Origin of the sequence: Streptomyces sediminimaris (assembly GCF_047049295.1) — a bacterium.
Taxonomy (GTDB): Bacteria; Actinomycetota; Actinomycetes; order Streptomycetales; family Streptomycetaceae; genus Streptomyces; species Streptomyces sediminimaris.
On sequence record NZ_JBJWOT010000001.1, the window covers coordinates 279,985 to 299,232 of the forward strand.

The 19,248-nt window shown below is 73.6% G+C and carries 13 protein-coding genes and 1 pseudogene; 7 read left to right on the top strand and 7 right to left on the bottom strand.

Annotated features, from left to right (window positions below; translation table 11 throughout):
- Positions 1–89: 89 nt before the first annotated feature.
- From ACJ9NR_RS01265 to ACJ9NR_RS01285, 5 genes are all read right to left on the bottom strand, one after another.
- Positions 90–746 carry a phosphatase PAP2 family protein gene (locus tag ACJ9NR_RS01265; protein ID WP_412490259.1) on the bottom strand — a complete coding sequence of 219 codons (657 nt, stop codon included), beginning with the start codon at positions 744–746 and terminating at the stop codon, positions 90–92.
- Positions 747–1,012: 266 nt separating this feature from the next.
- Positions 1,013–2,134 carry an XdhC family protein gene (locus ACJ9NR_RS01270; protein WP_412490258.1) on the bottom strand — a complete coding sequence of 374 codons (1,122 nt, stop codon included), beginning with the start codon at positions 2,132–2,134 and terminating at the stop codon, positions 1,013–1,015.
- A complete protein-coding gene (locus ACJ9NR_RS01275; RefSeq protein WP_412490257.1) occupies positions 2,127–4,253 on the bottom strand; it encodes a xanthine dehydrogenase family protein molybdopterin-binding subunit in 2,127 nt (708 codons plus the stop codon). Before ACJ9NR_RS01275 ends, ACJ9NR_RS01270 begins: the two co-directional genes overlap by 8 nt.
- Entirely contained in the window at positions 4,250–5,242 is a 993-nt protein-coding gene (locus ACJ9NR_RS01280; RefSeq protein ID WP_412490256.1) for an FAD binding domain-containing protein, read from the bottom strand. Before ACJ9NR_RS01280 ends, ACJ9NR_RS01275 begins: the two co-directional genes overlap by 4 nt.
- The gene (locus ACJ9NR_RS01285) at positions 5,239–5,817 is read right to left on the bottom strand and encodes a (2Fe-2S)-binding protein (RefSeq protein ID WP_412490255.1); all 579 of its coding nucleotides are present in this window, start codon (positions 5,815–5,817) and stop codon (positions 5,239–5,241) included. The genes ACJ9NR_RS01280 and ACJ9NR_RS01285 overlap by 4 nt, the downstream gene beginning before the upstream one ends.
- A gap of 306 nt (positions 5,818–6,123) precedes the next feature.
- Here ACJ9NR_RS01285 and ACJ9NR_RS01290 point away from each other — a divergent pair, with 306 nt between their 5' ends.
- From ACJ9NR_RS01290 to ACJ9NR_RS01310, 5 genes are all read left to right on the top strand, one after another.
- Complete coding sequence (locus ACJ9NR_RS01290; RefSeq protein WP_412490254.1) at positions 6,124–6,702, top strand: TetR/AcrR family transcriptional regulator; 579 nt, start codon at positions 6,124–6,126, stop codon at positions 6,700–6,702.
- Between the two features lie 571 nt (positions 6,703–7,273).
- On the top strand, positions 7,274–7,855 hold the full coding sequence (locus ACJ9NR_RS01295) for an Rv1733c family protein (RefSeq protein ID WP_412490253.1): 582 nt from the start codon (positions 7,274–7,276) through the stop codon (positions 7,853–7,855).
- 156 nt (positions 7,856–8,011) lie between these two features.
- Complete coding sequence (locus tag ACJ9NR_RS01300; protein WP_412490252.1) at positions 8,012–8,959, top strand: MIP/aquaporin family protein; 948 nt, start codon at positions 8,012–8,014, stop codon at positions 8,957–8,959.
- A 796-nt stretch (positions 8,960–9,755) separates the two neighbouring features.
- Positions 9,756–11,828 (top strand): DUF4139 domain-containing protein, encoded by a 2,073-nt coding sequence (locus ACJ9NR_RS01305; protein WP_412490251.1) that lies wholly within the window; start codon positions 9,756–9,758, stop codon positions 11,826–11,828.
- Positions 11,829–11,832: 4 nt separating this feature from the next.
- Positions 11,833–13,392 carry a mucoidy inhibitor MuiA family protein gene (locus ACJ9NR_RS01310; RefSeq protein WP_412490250.1) on the top strand — a complete coding sequence of 520 codons (1,560 nt, stop codon included), beginning with the start codon at positions 11,833–11,835 and terminating at the stop codon, positions 13,390–13,392.
- A 129-nt stretch (positions 13,393–13,521) separates the two neighbouring features.
- On the opposite strand, the pseudogene ACJ9NR_RS01315 reads toward ACJ9NR_RS01310, so the two are convergent.
- A pseudogene (locus ACJ9NR_RS01315) lies at positions 13,522–14,394 on the bottom strand (carbohydrate-binding protein); the annotation flags it as partial.
- Between the two features lie 311 nt (positions 14,395–14,705).
- Between ACJ9NR_RS01315 and ACJ9NR_RS01320 the strand changes: the two are divergent.
- Complete coding sequence (locus ACJ9NR_RS01320) at positions 14,706–16,211, top strand: glycoside hydrolase family 76 protein (RefSeq protein ID WP_412490249.1); 1,506 nt, start codon at positions 14,706–14,708, stop codon at positions 16,209–16,211.
- A 173-nt stretch (positions 16,212–16,384) separates the two neighbouring features.
- A complete protein-coding gene (locus ACJ9NR_RS01325; protein ID WP_412490248.1) occupies positions 16,385–18,235 on the top strand; it encodes a glycoside hydrolase family 76 protein in 1,851 nt (616 codons plus the stop codon).
- A 65-nt stretch (positions 18,236–18,300) separates the two neighbouring features.
- Here ACJ9NR_RS01325 and ACJ9NR_RS01330 read toward each other — a convergent pair whose 3' ends face one another.
- Complete coding sequence (locus tag ACJ9NR_RS01330) at positions 18,301–19,146, bottom strand: alpha/beta fold hydrolase (RefSeq protein WP_412490247.1); 846 nt, start codon at positions 19,144–19,146, stop codon at positions 18,301–18,303.
- Positions 19,147–19,248: the final 102 nt, after the last annotated feature.

Sequence of the window (19,248 nt, forward strand, 5' to 3'; positions counted from 1 at the left end):
GTCCGGCCCCGGTCAGGAGGGACAGGACCTAGAACGGCGATCCGCGCCGGGCACGTCGGTGCCCGGCGCGGATCGTCTTCTGGTCGTGGTCAGGGAGTGTGCTGCGCTACGCCACCGCCACGGGGCTCCGCGCTCAGCAGCGGGCGCAGCGCGCCGTGGTTCAGGCTGGTGACCAGCGGCGTGGCCCAGCGGCGCAGCGCGAGGCTGGTGAGGTAGGCGACGGGGAGGGCGACGATCGCGGAACCGAGGACGTCGTGCGGGTAGTGGTCGCCGACGTAGACCCGGGAGAAGCCCTCCAGCACGCCGAACACCGCGGCGATGGCGCTGAGCCGGCGGTCCAGCAGGAACAGGGCGGCCACGGTGGCGGCGGCCACGGTGGTGTGTCCGCTGGGGAAGGCGTAGTCGGACGGCGCCGGACAGGAGTCGACCAGGTACGCGTGGGGCATCGACCGGCACGGCCGCGCCTCGGCCACGATCTTCTTGACGACCTCGGCGGCGGCGAAGGCGACGACGACCGCGACCGGCGCGGCCAGGGCGACGGTCATCGCCTCGGTCCCCCGGCGGCGGGCCTTCCACCAGCCCATCACCATGAGTATCGCGAACACACCCAGGCCGAGGTTGGTCCACACTTCCATGGGGGTGTTCAGCCACTTGGTGTCGCGGGCGAAGTCCGTGATGGAGGTGAACAGCGACCCGTCCATACCGGACCCGTCGAAGGCCAGTTGCGCGGTGGCGGCCGCGGTCATGGGCACGTCCTTCCCTGTCAGCGAGGCGACCCGGACAGCCCGGCGCCGCCGGCCAGTCCCACGCCCGCGATGACATGCGAATGACGTCACGGTGAACCGGTGGTGGCCGTCAGCTCAATCTACTACATGTAGTAGAAGTGATCCGACGGTCCCTGGGCCCCGGAGACCCGCAGGCCGCGTGATACGGCACCGCGGGTCGCCTGGTCACCCGGTCGCCCGGTCACTCGCTCACTCGCTCACTCGGAAAGGCTTGCGCCCGCGGCACCTCAGGCCAGGTCGGCGCGGTGGATGGGCCTTGCGGAGCCGGTCAGCGGAACACCGCTCCCGCCCCGCCGGGCTGCCACGATCTCCGCCGCGATCGACAGGGCCGTCTCCTCGGGGGTGCGGCCCCCGAGGTCGAGTCCGATGGGCGACCGCAGGCGGGCCAGTTCGGTCTCCGTCAGCCCCGCCTCGCGCAGGCGCCGGTGGCGGTCGGCGTGGGTGCGCCGCGAGCCCATCGCGCCCACGAACGCGACCGGCAGACGCAGCGCGACCTCGAGCAGGGGGATGTCGAACTTGGCGTCGTGGGTGAGGACGCACAGCACGGTGCGGGCGTCGGTCGTGGTTCCTCTCAGGTAGCGGTGCGGCCAGTCCACGACGACGTCGTCGGCCTCGGCGAAGCGCGCCCGGGTGGCGAAGACGGGCCGGGCGTCGCACACGGTGACGTGGTAGCCGAGGAACTTTCCCGCTCGGACCAGCGCCGCGGCGAAGTCGACGGCACCGAAGACGATCATCCGGGGCGGCGGCACGCTCGATTCGATCAGCAGGGTGAGTCCACCGGGGCAGTGCGAGCCGTCCTCCGACAGTTCGACGGTGCCGGTACGGCCCGTGTCGAGGGCGGCCCGGGCCTCGGCGGCGGCCGTGACGTCGAGATCGGTGCGACCGCCGAGCGTGCCGTCGAACGAGCCGTCGGCGCGCACCAGCAGGCCGGCGCCCAGGTGGGCCGCCGGGCCGCGCACGACGCGCGCGAGAGCGACCGCCTCACCCGTCGCCGCGAGGTCGCAGGCGGTACGCAGCAGGGCCCTGAGCGGCGCGCCCGCGGGCAGCGGGGTGACCACGACGTCGAGGATCCCGCCGCAGGTCAGCCCGACGGCGAAGGCGTCCTCGTCGCTGTAGCCGAACCGCTCGAGCACGCTGTGGCCGTCCTTGAGCGCCTGCCGGCACAGCTCGTAGACCGCCCCCTCGACGCAGCCGCCGGACACCGACCCGGTGACGGTGCCCTCCTCGTCGACGGCGAGCGAGGCGCCGGGCCCGCGGGGGGCGCTGCCGCCGACGGCCACGACGGTGGCGACGGCGACAGCGCGGTCGTCCTTGAGCAGGCGTCCCAGCTCCGGCAGGAGGTCAAGCACGGGGGCCCGCCGTCAGGACGCGGTCCGGGCGGATGGGCAGCCCGCGGTGGCGCACACCGGTCGCGTGCCAGACGGCGTTGGCGACGGCCGCCGCGGCGCCGACGACCCCGATCTCGCCGATGCCCTTGATGCCGACGGGGTCCTCGGGATCGGGATCGTCCACCCAGTCCGCCTCGATGTGCGGAACGTCGGCGTGCGTGGCCACGTGGTAGCCGGCCAGGTCGGCACCGACGAGGCCGCCGAAGTGCCCGTCGCGCGCGGCCTCCTCGTGCAGGGCCATCGAGATGCCCCAGATCATGCCCCCGGTGAACTGGCCACGCGCGGTGAGGGGGTTGACGATGCGGCCCGCGGCGAAGATGCCGAGCATGCGCCGTACGCGCACCTCCCCCGTGGCCGGGTCGACGGCGACCTCGGCGAACTGGGCACCGAAGGAGTGGCGTTCCTTGCGGACGAGCGCGGCGACGGCTTCGGTGGTGTCGGAGCGCACGGTGATGCCCTGCTCGGGGATCTGCATGCCCGGCACCAGCCGTTCACGCAGTTCGCCCGCGGCGGCGGTGACGGCCCAGGACCATGAGCGGGTGCCCATGGAGCCTCCGGCGATCATCGCCGGCCCGAACGCGCTGTCGCCGACGCGGACGCGGACGCGTTCGGTGGGGACGTCGAGGGCGTCGGCCGCGACGAGGGTGAGGGCGGTGCGGGCGCCGGTGCCGATGTCCGCGGCGGCGATGCGGACGGTGAAGTGGCCGTCGGCCTCGGCGGTGATCGACGCGGTCGACGGAGCGGCGCCGGCCCCGAAGGACGCGCCCGCGGTACCGGTGCCGAGCAGCCAGCGGCCGTCGCGGCGCACGCCGGGCCGCGGATCGCGCCGGTCCCAGCCGAAGCGGCGGGCGCCTTCCTCGAAGCAGGCCCGCAGGTTGCGGCTTGCGAACGGCAGGCCGGAGACGGGGCCCTTGTCCGGTTCGTTGCGCAGGCGCAGCTCGATGGGGTCGATGCCGCACTTCTCGGCGAGTTCGTCGAGCGCGGCCTCCAGGGCGAAGGACCCCGGCGCCTCGCCCGGGGCGCGCATCCAGGTGGGGCTGGGCACGTCGAGCCGTACGACCTTGTTCTCCGTGTGATGGGCGTCCGCGTCGTACATCACCCGGGCGACGCCCGCGCTCGGCTCGACGAACTCGTACACGGTGGAGGTGCGGCTGAGGGAGCGGTGGTCCAGGGCGCGCAGGCGCCCGTCGGCGTCCGCGCCGAGGCGGACCCTCTGGATGGTGGGACTGCGGTGCCCGGCCAGCGTGAACATCTGGCGGCGCGTCAGCGCGACGCGCACCGGGCGTCCCAGGACGCTGGCGGCCATGACGGCCGCCACCTGGTGGGCGCGCACCCCCTTGCTGCCGAAGCCGCCGCCGACGTGTTCGGAGCGCACCCGCACCGACGCCGGATCGAGGCGGAAGATGTTCGCGAGCTCCGAGACGACCCAGGTGGCGCCCTGGTTGGAGTCGGTCACCTCCAGGCGGCCGTCGTCCCAGCGGGCGGTGGCCGCGTGCGGTTCCATCGGGTGGTGGTGCTCTTCCGGCGTGGTGTACTCGGCGTCCAGCACGACCGCGGACGCGGCGAGTTCGGCCTCCAGGTCCCCCTTGTCCGTGATCGCCGGCATGTGGCCGTCCACGGGGTACGCCGCCGGGTCCGCCGCGGTGAACTCCACGTCGTGGTGCTGCTGTTCGTAGTGGACGACAAGCGTCTCCGCGGCCTCCCGCGCCTGCTCGGAGGTTTCGGCGACCACCAGCGCCACCGGCCAGCCCGCGTGCGGCACCCGGTCGTGCTGGAAGACGGCGCAGGTCGGATCGGGCCTGGTTCCCATCAGGCCGACGAAGTCGGTCTCCAGGCGCGGGGCGTTGCCGTGGTGCAGGACCGCGAGTACGCCGGGCATCTCGAGGACGGGATCGGTGACGATCTCCTCGATACGGCCGCGGGCGACGGTGGACAGCACCAGCCAGCCGTGGGCGAGGTCGGCGAAGGGGACCTCGCCCGCGTAGCGGGCCGCTCCGGTGACCTTGTCGCGGCCCTCGACGCGGACGTGTTCCCGGCCGACGGCACGGGTCGCCGCGGCGGTCACGGTGGGCGCGCTCATCGGCCGGCCTCCTCGGCGAGTTCGCTCAGCACTGCCGTCGTCAGGTTCCGCATCAAGGCCACCTTGTACTCGTTGTGCGCCAGCGGCCGGGCCGCGGCCAGTTCGGCGTCCGCGGCGGCCGCGAAGGTCTCCGCGTCGGCGCGCGCTCCGGTGAGCACCCGTTCGGCCGCGCGTGCCCGCCACGGGCGGGAGGCGACCGCGCCGAACGCCAGGCGTACGTCGTGCACCACGCCGTCGCGGACGTCCAGTGCCGCCGCGACGGAGCCGATGGCGAAGGCGTAGGAGGCGCGCTCGCGCACCTTGCGGTAGCGGGAGCGGGCGGCGACCGGGGCCGGCGGCAGGCCGACGTGTGTGATCAACGCGCCGGGCGGCAGGGCCGTTTCGCGGTGCGGCGTCTCGCCGACCGGCAGGTACAGCCAGCCGAGCGGCAGCGCGTCCGGCCCGTCGGCGGTCTCGAAGTGCACCACGGCGTCGAGGGCGGCCAGGGCGACGGCCATGTCCGAGGGGTGCACGGCCACGCAGTGTTCGGAGGCGCCCAGGACGGCGTGGTTGTGGTGCTCGCCCCTGACGGCGGCGCAACCGCTGCCCGGGGCGCGCTTGTTGCACGGCCTGGTCACGTCGGTGAAGTACGCGCACCGGGTGCGCTGCAGGAGGTTGCCGCCGACGGTGGCCATGTTGCGCAGCTGCCCGGAGGCGCCGGCCAGCACCGCCTGCGCCAGCACGGGGTAACGGCGCCGTACCTCGGGGTGGGCGGCGAGGTCGCTGTTCGTGACCGTGGCGCCGATGCGCAGGCCGCCGTCCGGTGCCGTCTCGACGCGGTCCAGAGGCAGCTCCCGTACGTCCACGAGCCGGGTGGGCCGCTCGACGCCGCTCTTCATCAGGTCGACCAGGTTGGTACCGCCGGCCAGGAAACGGGCGTCGGGGTCGGCGTCGAGCAGCGCGACGGCACCCGGCACGTCGGAGGCCTTCTGGTAGGCGAACTCCCTCATGCCGCCTGCTCCTTCGCGTTCGGCCCGGCGCCGGCCCGCGGCGCGGCGGGGACTTCGGCGGCCTGGGCGACGGCTTCCACGATCGAGGCGTAGGCGGCGCACCGGCACAGGTTGCCGCTCATCCGTTCCCGGATCTCCTCGGCGGTCAGCGGCGGTGGCCCCGCCTCCGGTCGCAGGTCGTCCGTCGCGGCGCTCGGCCACCCGGCGGCGTGCTCGGCGAGTACGCCGATGGCCGAACAGATCTGTCCCGGCGTGCAGTAGCCGCACTGGTAGCCGTCCCGTTCGAGGAATGCCTGCTGGACGGGGTGCAGCCGCTCACCGTCGGCGACGCCTTCGATGGTGGTGATGTCGCGTCCCTCCGCCGCCACCGCGAACTGCAGGCAGGCCACGGTCCGGCGGCCGTCGACCAGCACGGTGCAGGCGCCGCACTGGCCCTGGTCGCAGCCCTTCTTGGTGCCGGTCAGGTCGAGCCGCTCGCGCAGTGCGTCGAGGAGGGTGGTGCGGTGCTCGACGGGCAGCGTGAACTTCTCGCCGTTGATGTGCAGGGTGATGACGCCGGACGTCGGTAAGGCCATGAGCCACTTCTTTCGCAGTTCTTCACGCAGGAAAGGTGAGCAAGGGGCTGTCGCGGCGGAGCAGGGCGGGGCCCGGGGTGCTGCCCGTCGTGATGCGTCGTGCGCGCCGGTCGGGGCTCGGGCCGGGGTGCGGGCCCGCTCGGGCCGGGGTGCGCCGCCGAAGTACGGTGTGCGCGGGCTGCCGTACGGTCACGGCCAGGGCTATGGTTGACCTAACCGGACAGCCGTCCGCTACGCAGTCAACGTAGCGGACAATTGTCCGCTTAGCAAGGACGGGTTTCGATCCGGACCCGCGAGGAGTGACGAGTGCAGCACAACGACCACGCGCCCCTGCGCTCGGACGCGCAGCGCAACCGCGAGCGCATCCTCGACGTCGCCCTGGCCGAGCTGACACACCGTCCGGACGTTCCCCTCAGCACGATCGCCAAGAAGGCCGGCGTCGGGCAGGGCACGTTCTACCGCAACTTCCCCAGCCGCGAAGCACTCGTCCTGGAGGTTTACCGGCACGGAATGGACCAGGTGGCCGACAGCGCGGTCCAGCTCCTGCGGCAACTGCCCCCGCAGCAGGCCCTGCGGACCTGGATGGACCGGCTGGCCGAGTTCGCCATGGCCAAAGCCGGCCTCGCCGAGGCGATCCGCCTCGCCACCAGCGCCCCGGGCAGCCCGGCCAAACCCTCCCCCACCCCCGTGGCCGACGCGGCCGAACTCCTGCTCCGCGCCAACGAGGAATCGGGCACCATCCGCCCCGGGTTGACCCCCGACGACTTCATGCTCGCCATCGCCGGCCTGTGGCAGCTGGCCCCCACCGACGACTGGCGGCCACGCGCCGCCCGGCTCCTCGACCTCGTCATGGACGGCCTGCGGGCCGGTGCCCCGAACCCCTGATCCGGGCCGGACGGCCGCCCCCGCCGCGCTCCGTGTCGAGGACCCGGCGGCGCTCACCCGCTCCCGCGCGGCCCGGGAGCGCGGGAGCACGGGAGCGGATGGCCCGCGAGGTGGAGAGACGGGCTGGACCAGCGGCGGAGCGCGATGCGCTCCGCGACTGACGCGGACCGGCGCGGGAGCCCCGGAGCACGGGATCCACCGCGGAAGGAGACGCGGTGGATCGCTGGGACCGGTTCCCTGACCGTCCTGGCCCGGCTCTGCCGGGCGGCCGGCGACCCGCTGGGCAGCGCTGCACGCCACGGCCGTACTGACGGGGCGCGGGGATCACGCGGACGCTGCTGCGCGGCGGCCGTGGGCGGGCGAGCCTGCCCGCCGGCACCCGGGGTACCGCCGAGCCCATGGGACGCCCGCGAACCGGACTGCCGGGGCAGGCGTCGATTCGGCCCCCTGTCCCGGGTGTCGCCCGCGCTGACGGGGGTACTCCCCGCCCGGGACACATGGCACGGGGCAACATGGCACGGGGCAACTTCGAAGCAGGATGTCGCCGGGACTCTCGAAGGGGTGTCGGCCGATGGCGACGACGAGCCGCTCGGCTGCGCGGCTGTGGAGGTGGCGGAGCAATCCGCTGCGCCGGCGTGTCGACGTCGTGGAGGCGTGGATCATCCTCGCGGCCTGGCTGTGCGCCGTCGCGGGCGGCCTGGCGGCGGCCTGGGTGACCGGGAGCACGGCCTACGAGGGCTACGCACGGATGCGCGCCGCCCACCGGCCGGTCCCCGCGGTCGTCGTGCGACTCGCGAACTCCCAGGCCACCACGGGCCCGGCGAGTCACCGGCGGGTACGGGCGACGGTGCGCTGGACGGGCACCGACGGACACAAGCACACGGCCGCCACCCAGGTGCGGCGGGGAGCCTCGCCGGGGCAGCGGATCAGGGTGTGGACCGACGTGCGCAACCACCTCACGGCCGAGCCCCTCTCCCCCGCGAACGCCCTGTTCCAGTCCGCCATGGTGGGCCTCACGGCCGCGGGCGGAGCCGGCGTGGTGGTGCTGATCGGCGTACAGGGCCTGCAGGCGTGTCTGGGCCGGCACCGCATGCGCCTGTGGGCCGCGGACTGGGAGCAGGCCGACAGGCGGTGGGGCGGGACCAACGTGTGAGCCGTCCGCAAGATCATCCGAGCCGCACGGAAGGGAACAAAAGTTCGAGATTTCGCCGCGAAAGCCCGTTGACCTTGCCGCGATCCCCGAGTCGCGTTATGACGGGACAAACCACGCCTAGACGTGGCGCGCACAACCGCACATCGGGAGGATCACATGGCCGTAGAGATCCAGCCCCTGCTCAAGCCCTCCCGGCTCAGGCGCCGGGGCGGGTTGTGGGGCGAGTGCCTGGCGGAGTTCCTCGGAACCTTCGTACTGATCGCCTTTGGTTGCGGTGTGGTGGCCATGGCGGTCGCCGCCCTGCCGGGGTCGGGCCGCACGTCCGGCCCGACGACGTTCTTCCTCGGTGCCGGTGACTGGCTGCTGATCACCTGGGGCTGGGCGATGGCGGTCGTGTTCGGCGTGTACGTGGCCGGCGGCGTCAGCGGTGCACACATCAACCCGGCGGTGACGCTGGCGTTCGCGGTGCGCCGCAAGTTCCCGTGGGCCAAGGTCCTGCCCTACTGGCTGTCCCAACTGGTGGGCGCCTTCACCGGAGCCGCGCTCGTCTACGGCGTGTACCACGACGCGATCAGCACCTTCGACAACGCCATGAAGGGCCCCAAGGTCAACGGGCACACCCTCGCCTCGTTCTCCATCTTCGGCACCTTCCCCGCGCCCTACTTCCACGGCGGGAACTGGGGGCCGCTGATCGACCAGATCGTCGGCACGGCCTTCCTGGTGATGCTGGTGGTCGCGCTCATCGACCTGCGCAACACCGCGGTGAAGGCGAACCTGGGACCGCTGCTGATCGGCTTCGTCGTGGCAGCGATCGGCATGTCCTTCGGGGCGAACGCCGGATACGCCATCAACCCCGCCCGTGACTTCGGGCCCCGTCTGTTCACCTGGGCGGCCGGCTGGCAGGACCTGGCCATGCCGGGCACCCTGTCCGGGTCCTTCAGCGACTACTTCTGGATACCCATCGTCGGACCACTGATCGGCGGGGTGATCGGCGTGCTGGTCTACGACCTGTTCATCGGCGACGTCCTGCACATCCGCGCCCTGGAGGCCGAGCCGCCGGAGCCCGGCCGCACCAGGCCGACCACAACGGCGGACGAGGAGTAGCCCCGCGAACGGGGCGGGCCGCTCCCCTGCGGGCCGGAACGGTCCGCAGGGGCCCTGGACGACGGCTGCGCGAGCAATCGCCCGTCGGCAGTGCGAGGGCCCAGGACACCGAGGACCGCCTGCTCGGGCACGCCCGACCGTCACGGGCAGCCCGGCCCTCGCACGGCGCTCCTGAGCACGTCACATCCCGCGCGTCACCTCGCGGCCCGGCGGGTAGCGGGTACCGGACCGTGTGACGGCTGTGTCGCGCGCACCGGACCGCGAAGGCGGGCCGCTACGGTGCCGGACCGGGCCGGACCGGGCCGCTACGGTGCCGGGCTGGCAGCGCGGCGGCCCACGGTCCGTTGCCCCACCGGCCCAGGCCAGCCTGTCGCCCCATCGGCCCATCGGCCACGATCGGTTTCCGGTCGGCCATTCCGGAACGGCACCGGCGGAGCCCTTCTCGCCCCCGCCGCCACCCGCGCACCCGGCAGGCCCGGAGCCGGTGGAGGAGGTCGTTCCGGCCGACCGCCCCCAGTGCCGGGCTCACCGCCCCCACGAGCGCGAAGACGGCGACGACCTGCCCCCGACGCGCCCCACGCCCTCACCCGGGCGCACCGTGGTCGTACGCCGCGCCCCCACCCGACGTGATCCCCCAACGTGCGGGCAGGCACCAGCCTGCACACACCCCAGGTGAACACGGCGATCGGCCGTCCGGCGGGCAGCACACGTGAAGCGGCCCCGGGAAGAACCACGAGCCGAGCGCGGCCTGGGCATAGGCTTCGCTCGGCACGGACACGGTGGGGGCGGAGTGCGGATGAAGTCTGAGCAACCGGAACAGCGTTGGGCGTCGTCGCTCGACGCGGTCGTGGTGTACGCGCGGGGCGCGTTCTGCACCCGGGTGGCCCGTGGCACCGTGCCGGCCGGCGGCCGGGTACGGGTGACGGGCCTGCCCCGCACGATGGACCCGGGCTCGCTGCGCGCCAGAGTCGTCGGCGCGGCCGGTGTGCGCGTCACCGAGGCGCGCGTCGAGGTGGCCGCCGAGCCGTCCGGCACGGACCCGGCCGGCACCTTGCGGCACGAGATGGAGCGGCTGCGTGACGTGTACGCCGCGGCAGAGGGCCGCCGTGACCGCCACCTGAGCAGGATCTCCGAAGTGGCGGCGCTGCGTCCGGTCCCGCCGGCCCGCAAGCGCGAGGACCCGCCGCGCCGCACACCCGCCGACGCCTGGCTGCGGCTCGCGGACTTCGTCGACCAGCGGCTGGTCGGCCTGCACGAGCGGCTGGCCGAGCTCGAGGCGGAGGTGCGCCACGCCGAGCACGCACTCTCCGTGGCGACGGACCGCTGGGCCCGCGCCTCCACCGACGTACCGTCCGGGCAGGTGGCGACGACGGTCGGCGCGGTCCTGACGCTCGACGGGTCGGGACCGGTGGAGGTCGAGCTCGAGTACGGTGTGCCGGGCGCCGTCTGGGTCCCGGCCTACCGCCTCACGCACCGCCGGGGCGCGGACGGCGGCACCCTGGTGCTGCGTGCCTCGGTCGCGCAGCGCACCGGAGAGGACTGGAGCGGGGTGCGCGTGGCCCTGGCCACCGCGGATCTGCGGCGCCGGACCGATCTGCCGAGGCTGCGTTCGGTCCGGGTCGGGCGCCGGCAGCCCTCGCCCGCGTCGTCGGGCTGGCGGGAGCCGCCCGCGGGGCTGGCCGATCTGTTCTCCGGCTATGACGCGGCGGGCGCGCGCCCGGATTCGACCGCGCTGCCCATGACCGTGGCCGCGCCCGGTGCCGCCTCACCGCCGCCGGCGCCGGAAGGGTACGGCACGCCGCCCGCGGCACCCGCCGCACCGACGGGACTCGCCGGTGCCCCGCCGCAGGTATCCGGCCCAGCCCTGCCCGGCATCGCGCCGCCGACACGGTCGGGACGGCCACCGGCGGGGGGATCCGCGGCCGCCGCCCGGCGCGTCTCCGCTCCCGCCGCCCTGGCCCCCTCGGCTGCCGCGGCTCCCGCGGCTCCGGGGCGGATGCCCCCGCCGCCCGCGCCGCCGGCCGAGACGGGTCCGCCGCAGCCGAGCGGCGCGGAGCTCGACTACGCCGCCCTCGTGCTGTCCGGTGCCGACGAGCCCGAGGACCGTAGGGGCAGGCTCTTTCCGCACGCTCCCCACGACCCGGTGGCGGCCGAGTACCGCCGCCGCGCCGACGCGGTGGCCGCGCTGCCGCTGCCCGGACACGCCGTGCGGCCCCGGGAGTCGGCGGGCTCCTTCGACCACCGCTTCGACGCGGCCGCCCGCGCCGACATCCCCTCCGACGGCGCCTGGCACACCGTCACCGTCACGGAGATCCCGGTCGGTCTGCGCACCGAGTACCTGTGTGTGCCGTCCGTGGAGCAGACCGTCTACGCCACCCTCGTGCTCTCCAACGCCACCGACCAGGCCCTGCTCGCCGGACCGGTGGAGGTCACCGCCGACGGCGGATTCCTGCTGACCGCCGCGCTGCCGACGCTCGCTCCCGGGGGTGTCCGCCGGATGGGGCTGGGGCCGGCCGAGGGCGTCAAGGTCACCCGCCGCACGAACCTGCGCGAGTCGACGGCCGGACTGCGCAACAACACCACCGTGCTGGCACACCAGGTCCACGTCGGACTGGCCAACCGGCTCGCCGAGGACATCACCGTCGAGGTCCACGAACGGGTCCCGGTCACCTCCGAATCCGATGTCCGGATCGAGGAACGGGCCGACTGGACGGCACCCGGGCAGGCCGACGGGCCCGACCGCCACGCCCCGGGCACCCGCGTGTGGCGTGTCGACCTGCCCGCCGGCGGCAGCGCCGCCCTCGACGGCGGCTACGAGATCCGCGTCCCGGCCAACAAGGCCCTGGCCGGCGGCAACCGCAGGAGCTGACACCATGGCCACGCAGACCCAGCCGATCCCCCTGCCCGTCACGGCCGTCACCTGTCTGGAAGACCGCGCCCACATCGAGCGGACCACCGAACTCGACCTGCGCGCCGGCGTGCAGCGGCTGCGCCTGGGACCGGTCAGCGCGCTCGCGGTCGACCGCACCCTGCACGCGGAACTGACGGGCCATCACCAACCGGCCGTCCTCGACATCCGGATCGTCCGCACCTGGACGCCCCGGGAGCCCCTGCCCTCCCCCGACGACTCCGCCCTGCGGCGGCGGACGCGCGCCCTCGAAGAGGAACAGCTCTTGCTCGGTCACCGGCGCGACCGGCTGCGCGCCCGCCTCGGCCTGCTGGGGCACCTCGCCACCGATCTGCTGCGGGACATCGCCGAGAACACCGGCAACGGGGAGACGGACGAGACCCGTTGGACGCGCGAACTGGACCGGATCGACGGCGAACGTGATGCCTGCGCCGAGCGGCTGCGTGCCGCGGAGGCACGCTTGAAGGCCCTCTCCGGCGAGCTCGCGGAGGTGCGGCGGGCCGCCGAACTCGCCGAGGAACAGCCCGCCGAACTGCTCGGCCACGTCGAGCTGACCGTGCGCGCGGACGCGGCCGGGCCGGCCCGGCTGCGGCTGACCCACCTCACCGCGTGCGCGTTGTGGCGCCCCGCATACCGGGCCGTACTGGACGAGGACGCGCTGACGCTGGAGACCGACGCGATGGTCTGGCAGCGCACCGGCGAGGACTGGTCGCGGGTGCGGCTGACCTTGTCGACGGCCCGCTCGGCGCCGGCCACCGAGCCGCCACGGCTGGCCGAGGACCGTCTCACCCTCAAAGACCGCACCGCCGCCGAGCGCCGCACGGTCGACGTGGAAGTGCGGGAGGAGGAGATCACGGACCTCGGCCCCGCCCCGGTGCTCGGCCTTCCCGGAGTGGACGACGGCGGCGAGGCACGTGTGCTGCACTCCCCCGCGCCCGTCTCCGTCCCCACCGACGGCCGCGCCCACCGCGTGCCGCTCACCGCCGTCACCACCGCCGCCCGCAGCGAGTACGCCTCCGCCCCGGAACTGTCGCCGCTGGTCACCCAGGTCGTACGGTTCGACAACACCTCCGGCCACGCGCTGCTGGCCGGGCCCGTGGACCTCGTCCGCGGCAGCGGTTTCACCGGCCGCGGCACGCTGGATTTCACCGCTCCGGGTGCTCCCGTCGAGCTCGCCTTCGGCAGCCACGACGACTACCGGGTGATCCGGCACACCGAGGAGTCCCGCGACACCGCCACGCTGACCCAGCGGACCGTGATCACCCGCACGGTCCGCCTCCATGTCTCCCGTTTCTCCGCCCCCGGCGCACACGGCGAGCAGGTCGTCACCCTCCGGGAACGGATCCCCGTCTCCGAGGTCTCGGCGGTGGAGGTCCGCCTGCGCGAGGAGGCCTGCGCCCCGCCGCCCGACGCGGTCGACCCCGACGGCATCGCCCACTGGGACCTGCGCCTGGCACCCGGCGGGCAGCGCACGATCACCCTGGTCCACGAGATCTCGGCGAGCGGGAAGGTCACCGGGCTCTGAACAGGGGCCCGCGCCGTCCCCGAGAGCGGGCCCCCGTCCCGCTCTCGGGGGAGCGCGCGGGACGAGGGCCCTTGCCGGTACTTCCGAGCGGGCCGGCCCGGCGGATGCGGTTTCGGATGCGGTTTCCGTGCGGGAGTTCTTGATGGTCATGTGGTCGGTGTCGGCGCCCCAGTAGAGGCACACCATGTGCTCGACCCAGATGTCGTCGATGGTGATGCCGGAGACGTTCGAGAAGTCGAAGACCTTGCCGGGGCCGTCGATCCGGGACGTGTAGTTGCCGAAGCAGGAGAAGCCCGCGAACGTCGAGCCGTCGGCCGTGGCGTCGGCACGGAAGCCGATGTCGGTGTTCTCCTGCGAGGAGGGGGCGTGGAAGCGGGTGAACCACGGCCCGGCGCCGACGGCCTCGACCGCCTTGCCGTAGACCTGGAACTCGCTGCCGGTCTCGTAGTCACCGGCGGGCAGGTAGACACCGACGAGCTTGCCGGTGGTGTCCATGCGGACCTGGGCCAGGGCGTTCTGCACGTCCTGGTGCGAGAAGCCGGCCGGGACCGCGTGGGCGGACGGGTCCGGGTTCGGACGGGCGGTCGCCTCCTCGGTGTTGACGAAGCCGATCGCGTAGGTGGAGGTGTTGGCCGCGTCCTTCTGCAGCCTGATCCTGGAGCCGGCCGGCGCGGTCGTGCCGAGCATCAGGTTCGCCTCGTCGTAGATGTGACGCGGGGCGCCGGAGCCGGGTGAGTTGCCCGGTGACGTCTCGTTCCCGTACAGCCAGGCGTATTTGGCGGTGAGGCCGATGGGCTTGAGGAGATTTCCGTCGGCGTAGACGTCGAGCGTGGTGTCGGTGCCGTCGGGAACGGAGAAGCGGGTGACCAGGGTGTCGGTCGCCGCGCGCGTGGTCCACTCCACGTACTGACCGGTCCCGGTGAGGGTCACCGCCCTGCGGCCGCTCGCCTCGCCGGCGATGTCGCCGACGGTGCGGTTCGGGCCGACGACTGCGGCGCCGCCTGGGCGAGGTCGGGGGTCGAGGCGGCCGTGGTGAGGACCTGCGGGTACTGTTCGCCCTTGCGCCGCACGACGCAAGCGAATGCAAGCACTGCAACCTTTTGCGTACATCCACGGAGGGCCGCCGCCCCACCGGCCAACTTTCGTACGCAACAACCCATTGACGCCCCCTTTCCCCGTCACTACCTTCTGAGAGCGCTCTCTCTCCATTCACCGCAGCACGTCCCCGGTTTCCGCCGCCGCCGGCTCCCGCGTGAACCGGCCCCTGCGAACCCACGGCGCGGCCAAGGGACTTGCGCCGACAGGGAGGCCCCATGACTCCCGTACGAAGACACCGCACAGCGAAAGCCCCCACCACGAGACCCCTCACTCTCAGGCGCCCGGCCGCGGCGTTCGCCCTCGCGCTCCTCGCCGCCCTCACCGCGCAACCGGCGTCCGCGGCCGGCGCCTCCTCCGCCGCCGCGACCGTCTGCAACAAGTACTGCGACGCACGCGACCCGGCCCTCTCCCCCGGCGACCGCACCCCGGTCGGCACGACCCTCTACGGACGGTCCATCGTCCTGCACTTCGACGACGCGGACGCGATGGGCTGGGCGTCCACCGACAGCGGCAACCCGGGCGACGAGGTGTGGCTCGACCGCTCCTTCGACGGTGGCCGCACCTGGAGTTCCGGAAGCAAGCTGGGCGACACCACCGTCCCCTCGGGGCAACGGGGTTGGCGCACCCTCATGTACAACGTCGACGACTGGAACAACCGGGGCGTCGGCGCCCTGCGCGCCTGCGGCAAGGCCGGCGACCGCGCCGAGATCGCCTGCACCCCGTGGGCCCGCACCACCTGGAACGCCGGGGACCGGCGCACCGCGGCGGCCACCGCGCTGATGACCTTCTACAACAACGCCACCGGTCTGTTCGACACCACCGGCTGGTGGAACTCCGCGAACGCCCTGACCGCCGTCATCGAGAACATCCGCGTGTCGGGGATGGGCAGTTACTCGTACGCGATCTCCCGGACCTACGACCTCAACCTCAGCGCGCAGGGCGGGCAGTTCCGCAACGACTACATCGACGACACCGGCTGGTGGGGGCTCGCCTGGGTCGCCGCCTACGACCTGACCGGCGACAGCCGCTACCTCGCCACCGCCCGCGCCGACGCCGATCACATGGCCGCCTACTGGGACACCACCTGCGGCGGCGGAGTGTGGTGGAGCACGGCGAGGACGTACAAGAACGCCATCGCCAACTCCCTCTACATCCAGCTCAACGCGGCCCTGCACAACCGGATCCCGGGCGAGACGAGCTATCTGCAACGCGCCCGCGCCGGCTGGTCCTGGTTCCAGAGCACCGGAATGATCAACGCCTCGAACCTGGTCAACGACGGCATCGACCTGTCCACCTGCCGCAACAACGGCCAGGCGGTCTGGTCCTACAACCAGGGTGTCCTGCTCGGCGCCCTCACCGAACTGAACCGGGCCACCGGGGACGGCGCACTCCTCACCCGCGCACGGCAGATCGCCGACGCCGCGACCACGGCCCCCTCCCTCCACACCGCCGACGGCATCCTCCGCGACCCGTGCGAGAGCGGCGACTGCGGCGGCGACGGCCCGTCCTTCAAGGGCGCGTACGCGCGCGGTCTCGGCAAGCTCAACGCGGCCCTGTCCGACCACCCCTACACCGCGTATCTGCAGCGCCAGGCCGACCGCGCCCACGCGGACGACCGCAACGCCCTGGACCAGTACGGACTGCACTGGTCCGGCCCGCTCGACACGGTGGACGCGGCACGGCAGCAGAGCGCCCTCGACCTGCTCGACGCGGCACCCTGAAACGGATACACGGCCGTCGAGCGGCCACCCGGCAGTCGGCTCGACAACGTTGTCCCGCGGGTTCCTGCCGAACGGCTGCCGAGAACCGACCGCTCCCCCGGACGGCCGCCCTCCTCCCCGGGCGGCCGTCGACCCCCTTTCCGCGCACGGCCCCCACAGAGAGGCGGTACGCCATGTCAGCGCGGACCCACCCCGTCATCGGCGGGCTGCTGGCCCTGCTCCTGGCCCTGACCGGCCTGGTCGCCCTCCCCGCACCCTCCCGCGCCGCGACAGCGGTCTGCGCCCTCGCCTGCGACACCCTGGATCCGTCGAAGGCGCGGCAGGAGACCTTCCCGGTGCCGAGCAGGAACATCAACGGCCGTACCCTGCGGCTGCACGTCTCCGATCCCGACAGCATGGCCTGGGCGAGCATCGACGACGGCGTGAGCGGTGACTCGGTCTGGCTGGACCGCTCCTGGGACCGGGGCGCCACCTGGGAGCCCCTGCTCGGCAAGGCGAGCATCCCGGGCACGTGGACCGGCACCCGCACGCTGATGTACAACATCACCGACCCGGCCGGGCACCGGCGCGGCTGGGTCCGCGCCTGCGGTGACGCCGCCGGCGTCGCGTGCACCGACTGGGTCTACCCGACGGTGTGCGACGGCTCCTCCTGCGACGGCGCCGACCCCGCCACGGCGGCGGGCGACGCCACCCCGGTCCCCCCGGCCACCCTCTACGGACGCACCATCAGCCTGCACGTCGACCGGCAGACCGGCATGGCCTGGGGCGTCATCGCGGGCGGCGGCGCGGGCGACGAGATCTGGCTCGACCGTTCCTGGGACGGTGGTGCGAGCCGGCCCGAGGGTTCCTCGCTCGGCCGTACGAGTGTGCCCTCGGGGGCGGCCTCGACCAGAACCGTCATGTTCGCCACCCGGGACCCGCGCGGCCTGCTCTACGGCGGGGCGGTCCGGGCCTGCGGCCGTGAGGCCTCCCACCAGGAGGGCAGCTGCACGGCCTGGGTCCGGCCCGCGCCCACCCGCGCACGCGCGGCGGCCGACGCGCTGATGGCGTCGTACCGGACCGACGAGGGCTGGTGGCGCAGCAGCTGGTGGAACTCGGCCGCCGCCCTCACCGCGCTCATCGACTTCGCCCGGCACAGCGGGCGGCACGACTACGACTGGGCGATCGCCCGTACCTTCGAGCAGAACCGCGGCGTCTTCCCCGCGGGCGGCCGCAGCTCGGACCCCATCGAGGGCGACTTCATCAGCCGCGCGATCGACGACTCGGCGTGGTGGGCGGTCGCGTGGGTCGAGGCCTACGACTACACGGGCGAGCGCCGCTACCTGGACGAGGCGGTCACCATCACCGACTACGTCCACCAGTACTGGGACACCGGCACCTGCGGCGGCGGTGTCTGGTGGAACCGGGAGCGCACCTACAAGAACGCCGTCACGAACGGGCTGTACCTGTGGCTGGCCACCTCCCTGCACCAGCGCCTCGCGGGCGACACCGTGTGGGGCGGCCGGGCGACCGCGGCGGCCGACTGGTACCTGGCCAGCGGGCTGATCGGCTCCTCGGGCCTGGTCAACGACGGGCTGACCGCGAACTGCGCCAACAACGGCCAGACGGTGTGGAGTTACAACCAGGGCCTCGCCATCGGCGCGTTCACGCAGCTGTGGCGGTCGACCGGCAGCGGGCGCTACCTGGACACGGCCGAGCGCCTGGCCGACGCGGCGATGTCCTCGACGGCGCTGACCCGAGACGGCGTACTGACCGAGTCCTGCGACGTCGGCACGGGTTCCTGCGACGACAACCAGAAACAGTTCAAGGGCATCTTCATCCGCTGCTTCGCCGACCTCGCGGACGCCACCGGGTCCGCCGCCTACCGGGCGTACGTCGACCGGCAGGCCGACTCGGTCTGGGCCACCGACCGCGACTCCCTCAACCGCCTCGGCCAGCGCTGGTCGGGCACGAGCCCCAATGCCTCGGACTGGCGCACCCAGGCGAGCGCGCTGGAGGCGCTGACGGCCGCGGAGGGGTCATAGGGCGTGTCCCGAAAGTCCCGCCTGCCCCGCGACGCCTGGCACGCACGCTCGCCGTGTTGTCGGGATCACCCCGATGCATCCAGTGCCGATCCGGCGCTTCCTGTAGGCGCTCCGTGCCGAAGGGTCGAGAGGAATCCGTCGAGCGCGGTCGCGACGGCGGCCGGGGCCTCCAGCGGGAGCAGGTGGCCGGCGGCCGGCACGGTGACGAGGGCCGCCTGCGGTATGTGCGGCAGCAGATATGCGCGCAGCACGTCCGGCGGTTCCACCACGTCGTGCTCCGCGGCCAGCACGGTGACCGGGACCTCGATGTCACGTGCGGCACGGGTGATGTCCTGCGCGATGCCGCGCAGCGGCCATTCCTGCCGGGCCCCGGCCCCTGAGGCGAGGCTGTCGCGCACGGCGGTGGCCCGCACCGCCTCGGGCAGTGGCCCCGCGGTCAGGACATGGTCCAGGGCGTGCCGCACCGTCCCGGGCGCGTCGTACGCCCGGGACAGGGTCCGGCGGTACTCCTCGGTCACCGTGGCGGGCGGCTTCGGCGGCGCGGGCGCGACGAGCACCATCCCCGCCAGACCGGCCGGGCGCCGCGCCGCGAGGAGCTGGCTGACCTTGCCGCCCATCGAGTGACCGACGAGGACGTACGGCCCCGGCGTGCACGCGTGGACCACCCGGCCCAGATCGTCGGCGAGCCGGTCGAGGTGGTACGGGCCCGGCAGTGCCCGCGCGGTGCCCCAGCCGCGCTGATCGAAGCGGACCGTGGCCTGTCCGCGCCCCAGGTGGCCGATCACGCCGCTCCAGGTGTCGGCGGAGCCGCCCCAGTAGTGGACGAACACCAGCGCCGGTCCGGTGCGGCCCCCGACCCGCGCGTCCAGGGTCCCGCCCGCCACGGGCACCGGCTTTGTGATTTCCGACATCGTTGCACCTCTCACGTGGCTGTGCCGGGCGATCGCACGCGGCGTGCCGCAGCCTCGAACCGTTACCCTGGGCTGCTGCCCGGGCACGGGTTCGAACGTAGG

What these genes read in the sequence shown, in the direction of transcription:
- ACJ9NR_RS01310 (WP_412490250.1), top strand. Translation starts at nt 11,833, where the DNA reads ATGGCCACGCAGACCCAGCCGATCCCCCTGCCCGTCACGGCCGTCACC.
- ACJ9NR_RS01280 (WP_412490256.1), bottom strand. Translation starts at nt 5,242, where the DNA reads ATGAGGGAGTTCGCCTACCAGAAGGCCTCCGACGTGCCGGGTGCCGTC.
- ACJ9NR_RS01305 (WP_412490251.1), top strand. Translation starts at nt 9,756, where the DNA reads ATGAAGTCTGAGCAACCGGAACAGCGTTGGGCGTCGTCGCTCGACGCG.
- ACJ9NR_RS01265 (WP_412490259.1), bottom strand. Translation starts at nt 746, where the DNA reads ATGACCGCGGCCGCCACCGCGCAACTGGCCTTCGACGGGTCCGGTATG.
- ACJ9NR_RS01295 (WP_412490253.1), top strand. Translation starts at nt 7,274, where the DNA reads ATGGCGACGACGAGCCGCTCGGCTGCGCGGCTGTGGAGGTGGCGGAGC.
- ACJ9NR_RS01300 (WP_412490252.1), top strand. Translation starts at nt 8,012, where the DNA reads ATGGCCGTAGAGATCCAGCCCCTGCTCAAGCCCTCCCGGCTCAGGCGC.
- ACJ9NR_RS01325 (WP_412490248.1), top strand. Translation starts at nt 16,385, where the DNA reads ATGTCAGCGCGGACCCACCCCGTCATCGGCGGGCTGCTGGCCCTGCTC.
- ACJ9NR_RS01330 (WP_412490247.1), bottom strand. Translation starts at nt 19,146, where the DNA reads ATGTCGGAAATCACAAAGCCGGTGCCCGTGGCGGGCGGGACCCTGGAC.
- ACJ9NR_RS01285 (WP_412490255.1), bottom strand. Translation starts at nt 5,817, where the DNA reads ATGGCCTTACCGACGTCCGGCGTCATCACCCTGCACATCAACGGCGAG.
- ACJ9NR_RS01275 (WP_412490257.1), bottom strand. Translation starts at nt 4,253, where the DNA reads ATGAGCGCGCCCACCGTGACCGCCGCGGCGACCCGTGCCGTCGGCCGG.
- ACJ9NR_RS01320 (WP_412490249.1), top strand. Translation starts at nt 14,706, where the DNA reads ATGACTCCCGTACGAAGACACCGCACAGCGAAAGCCCCCACCACGAGA.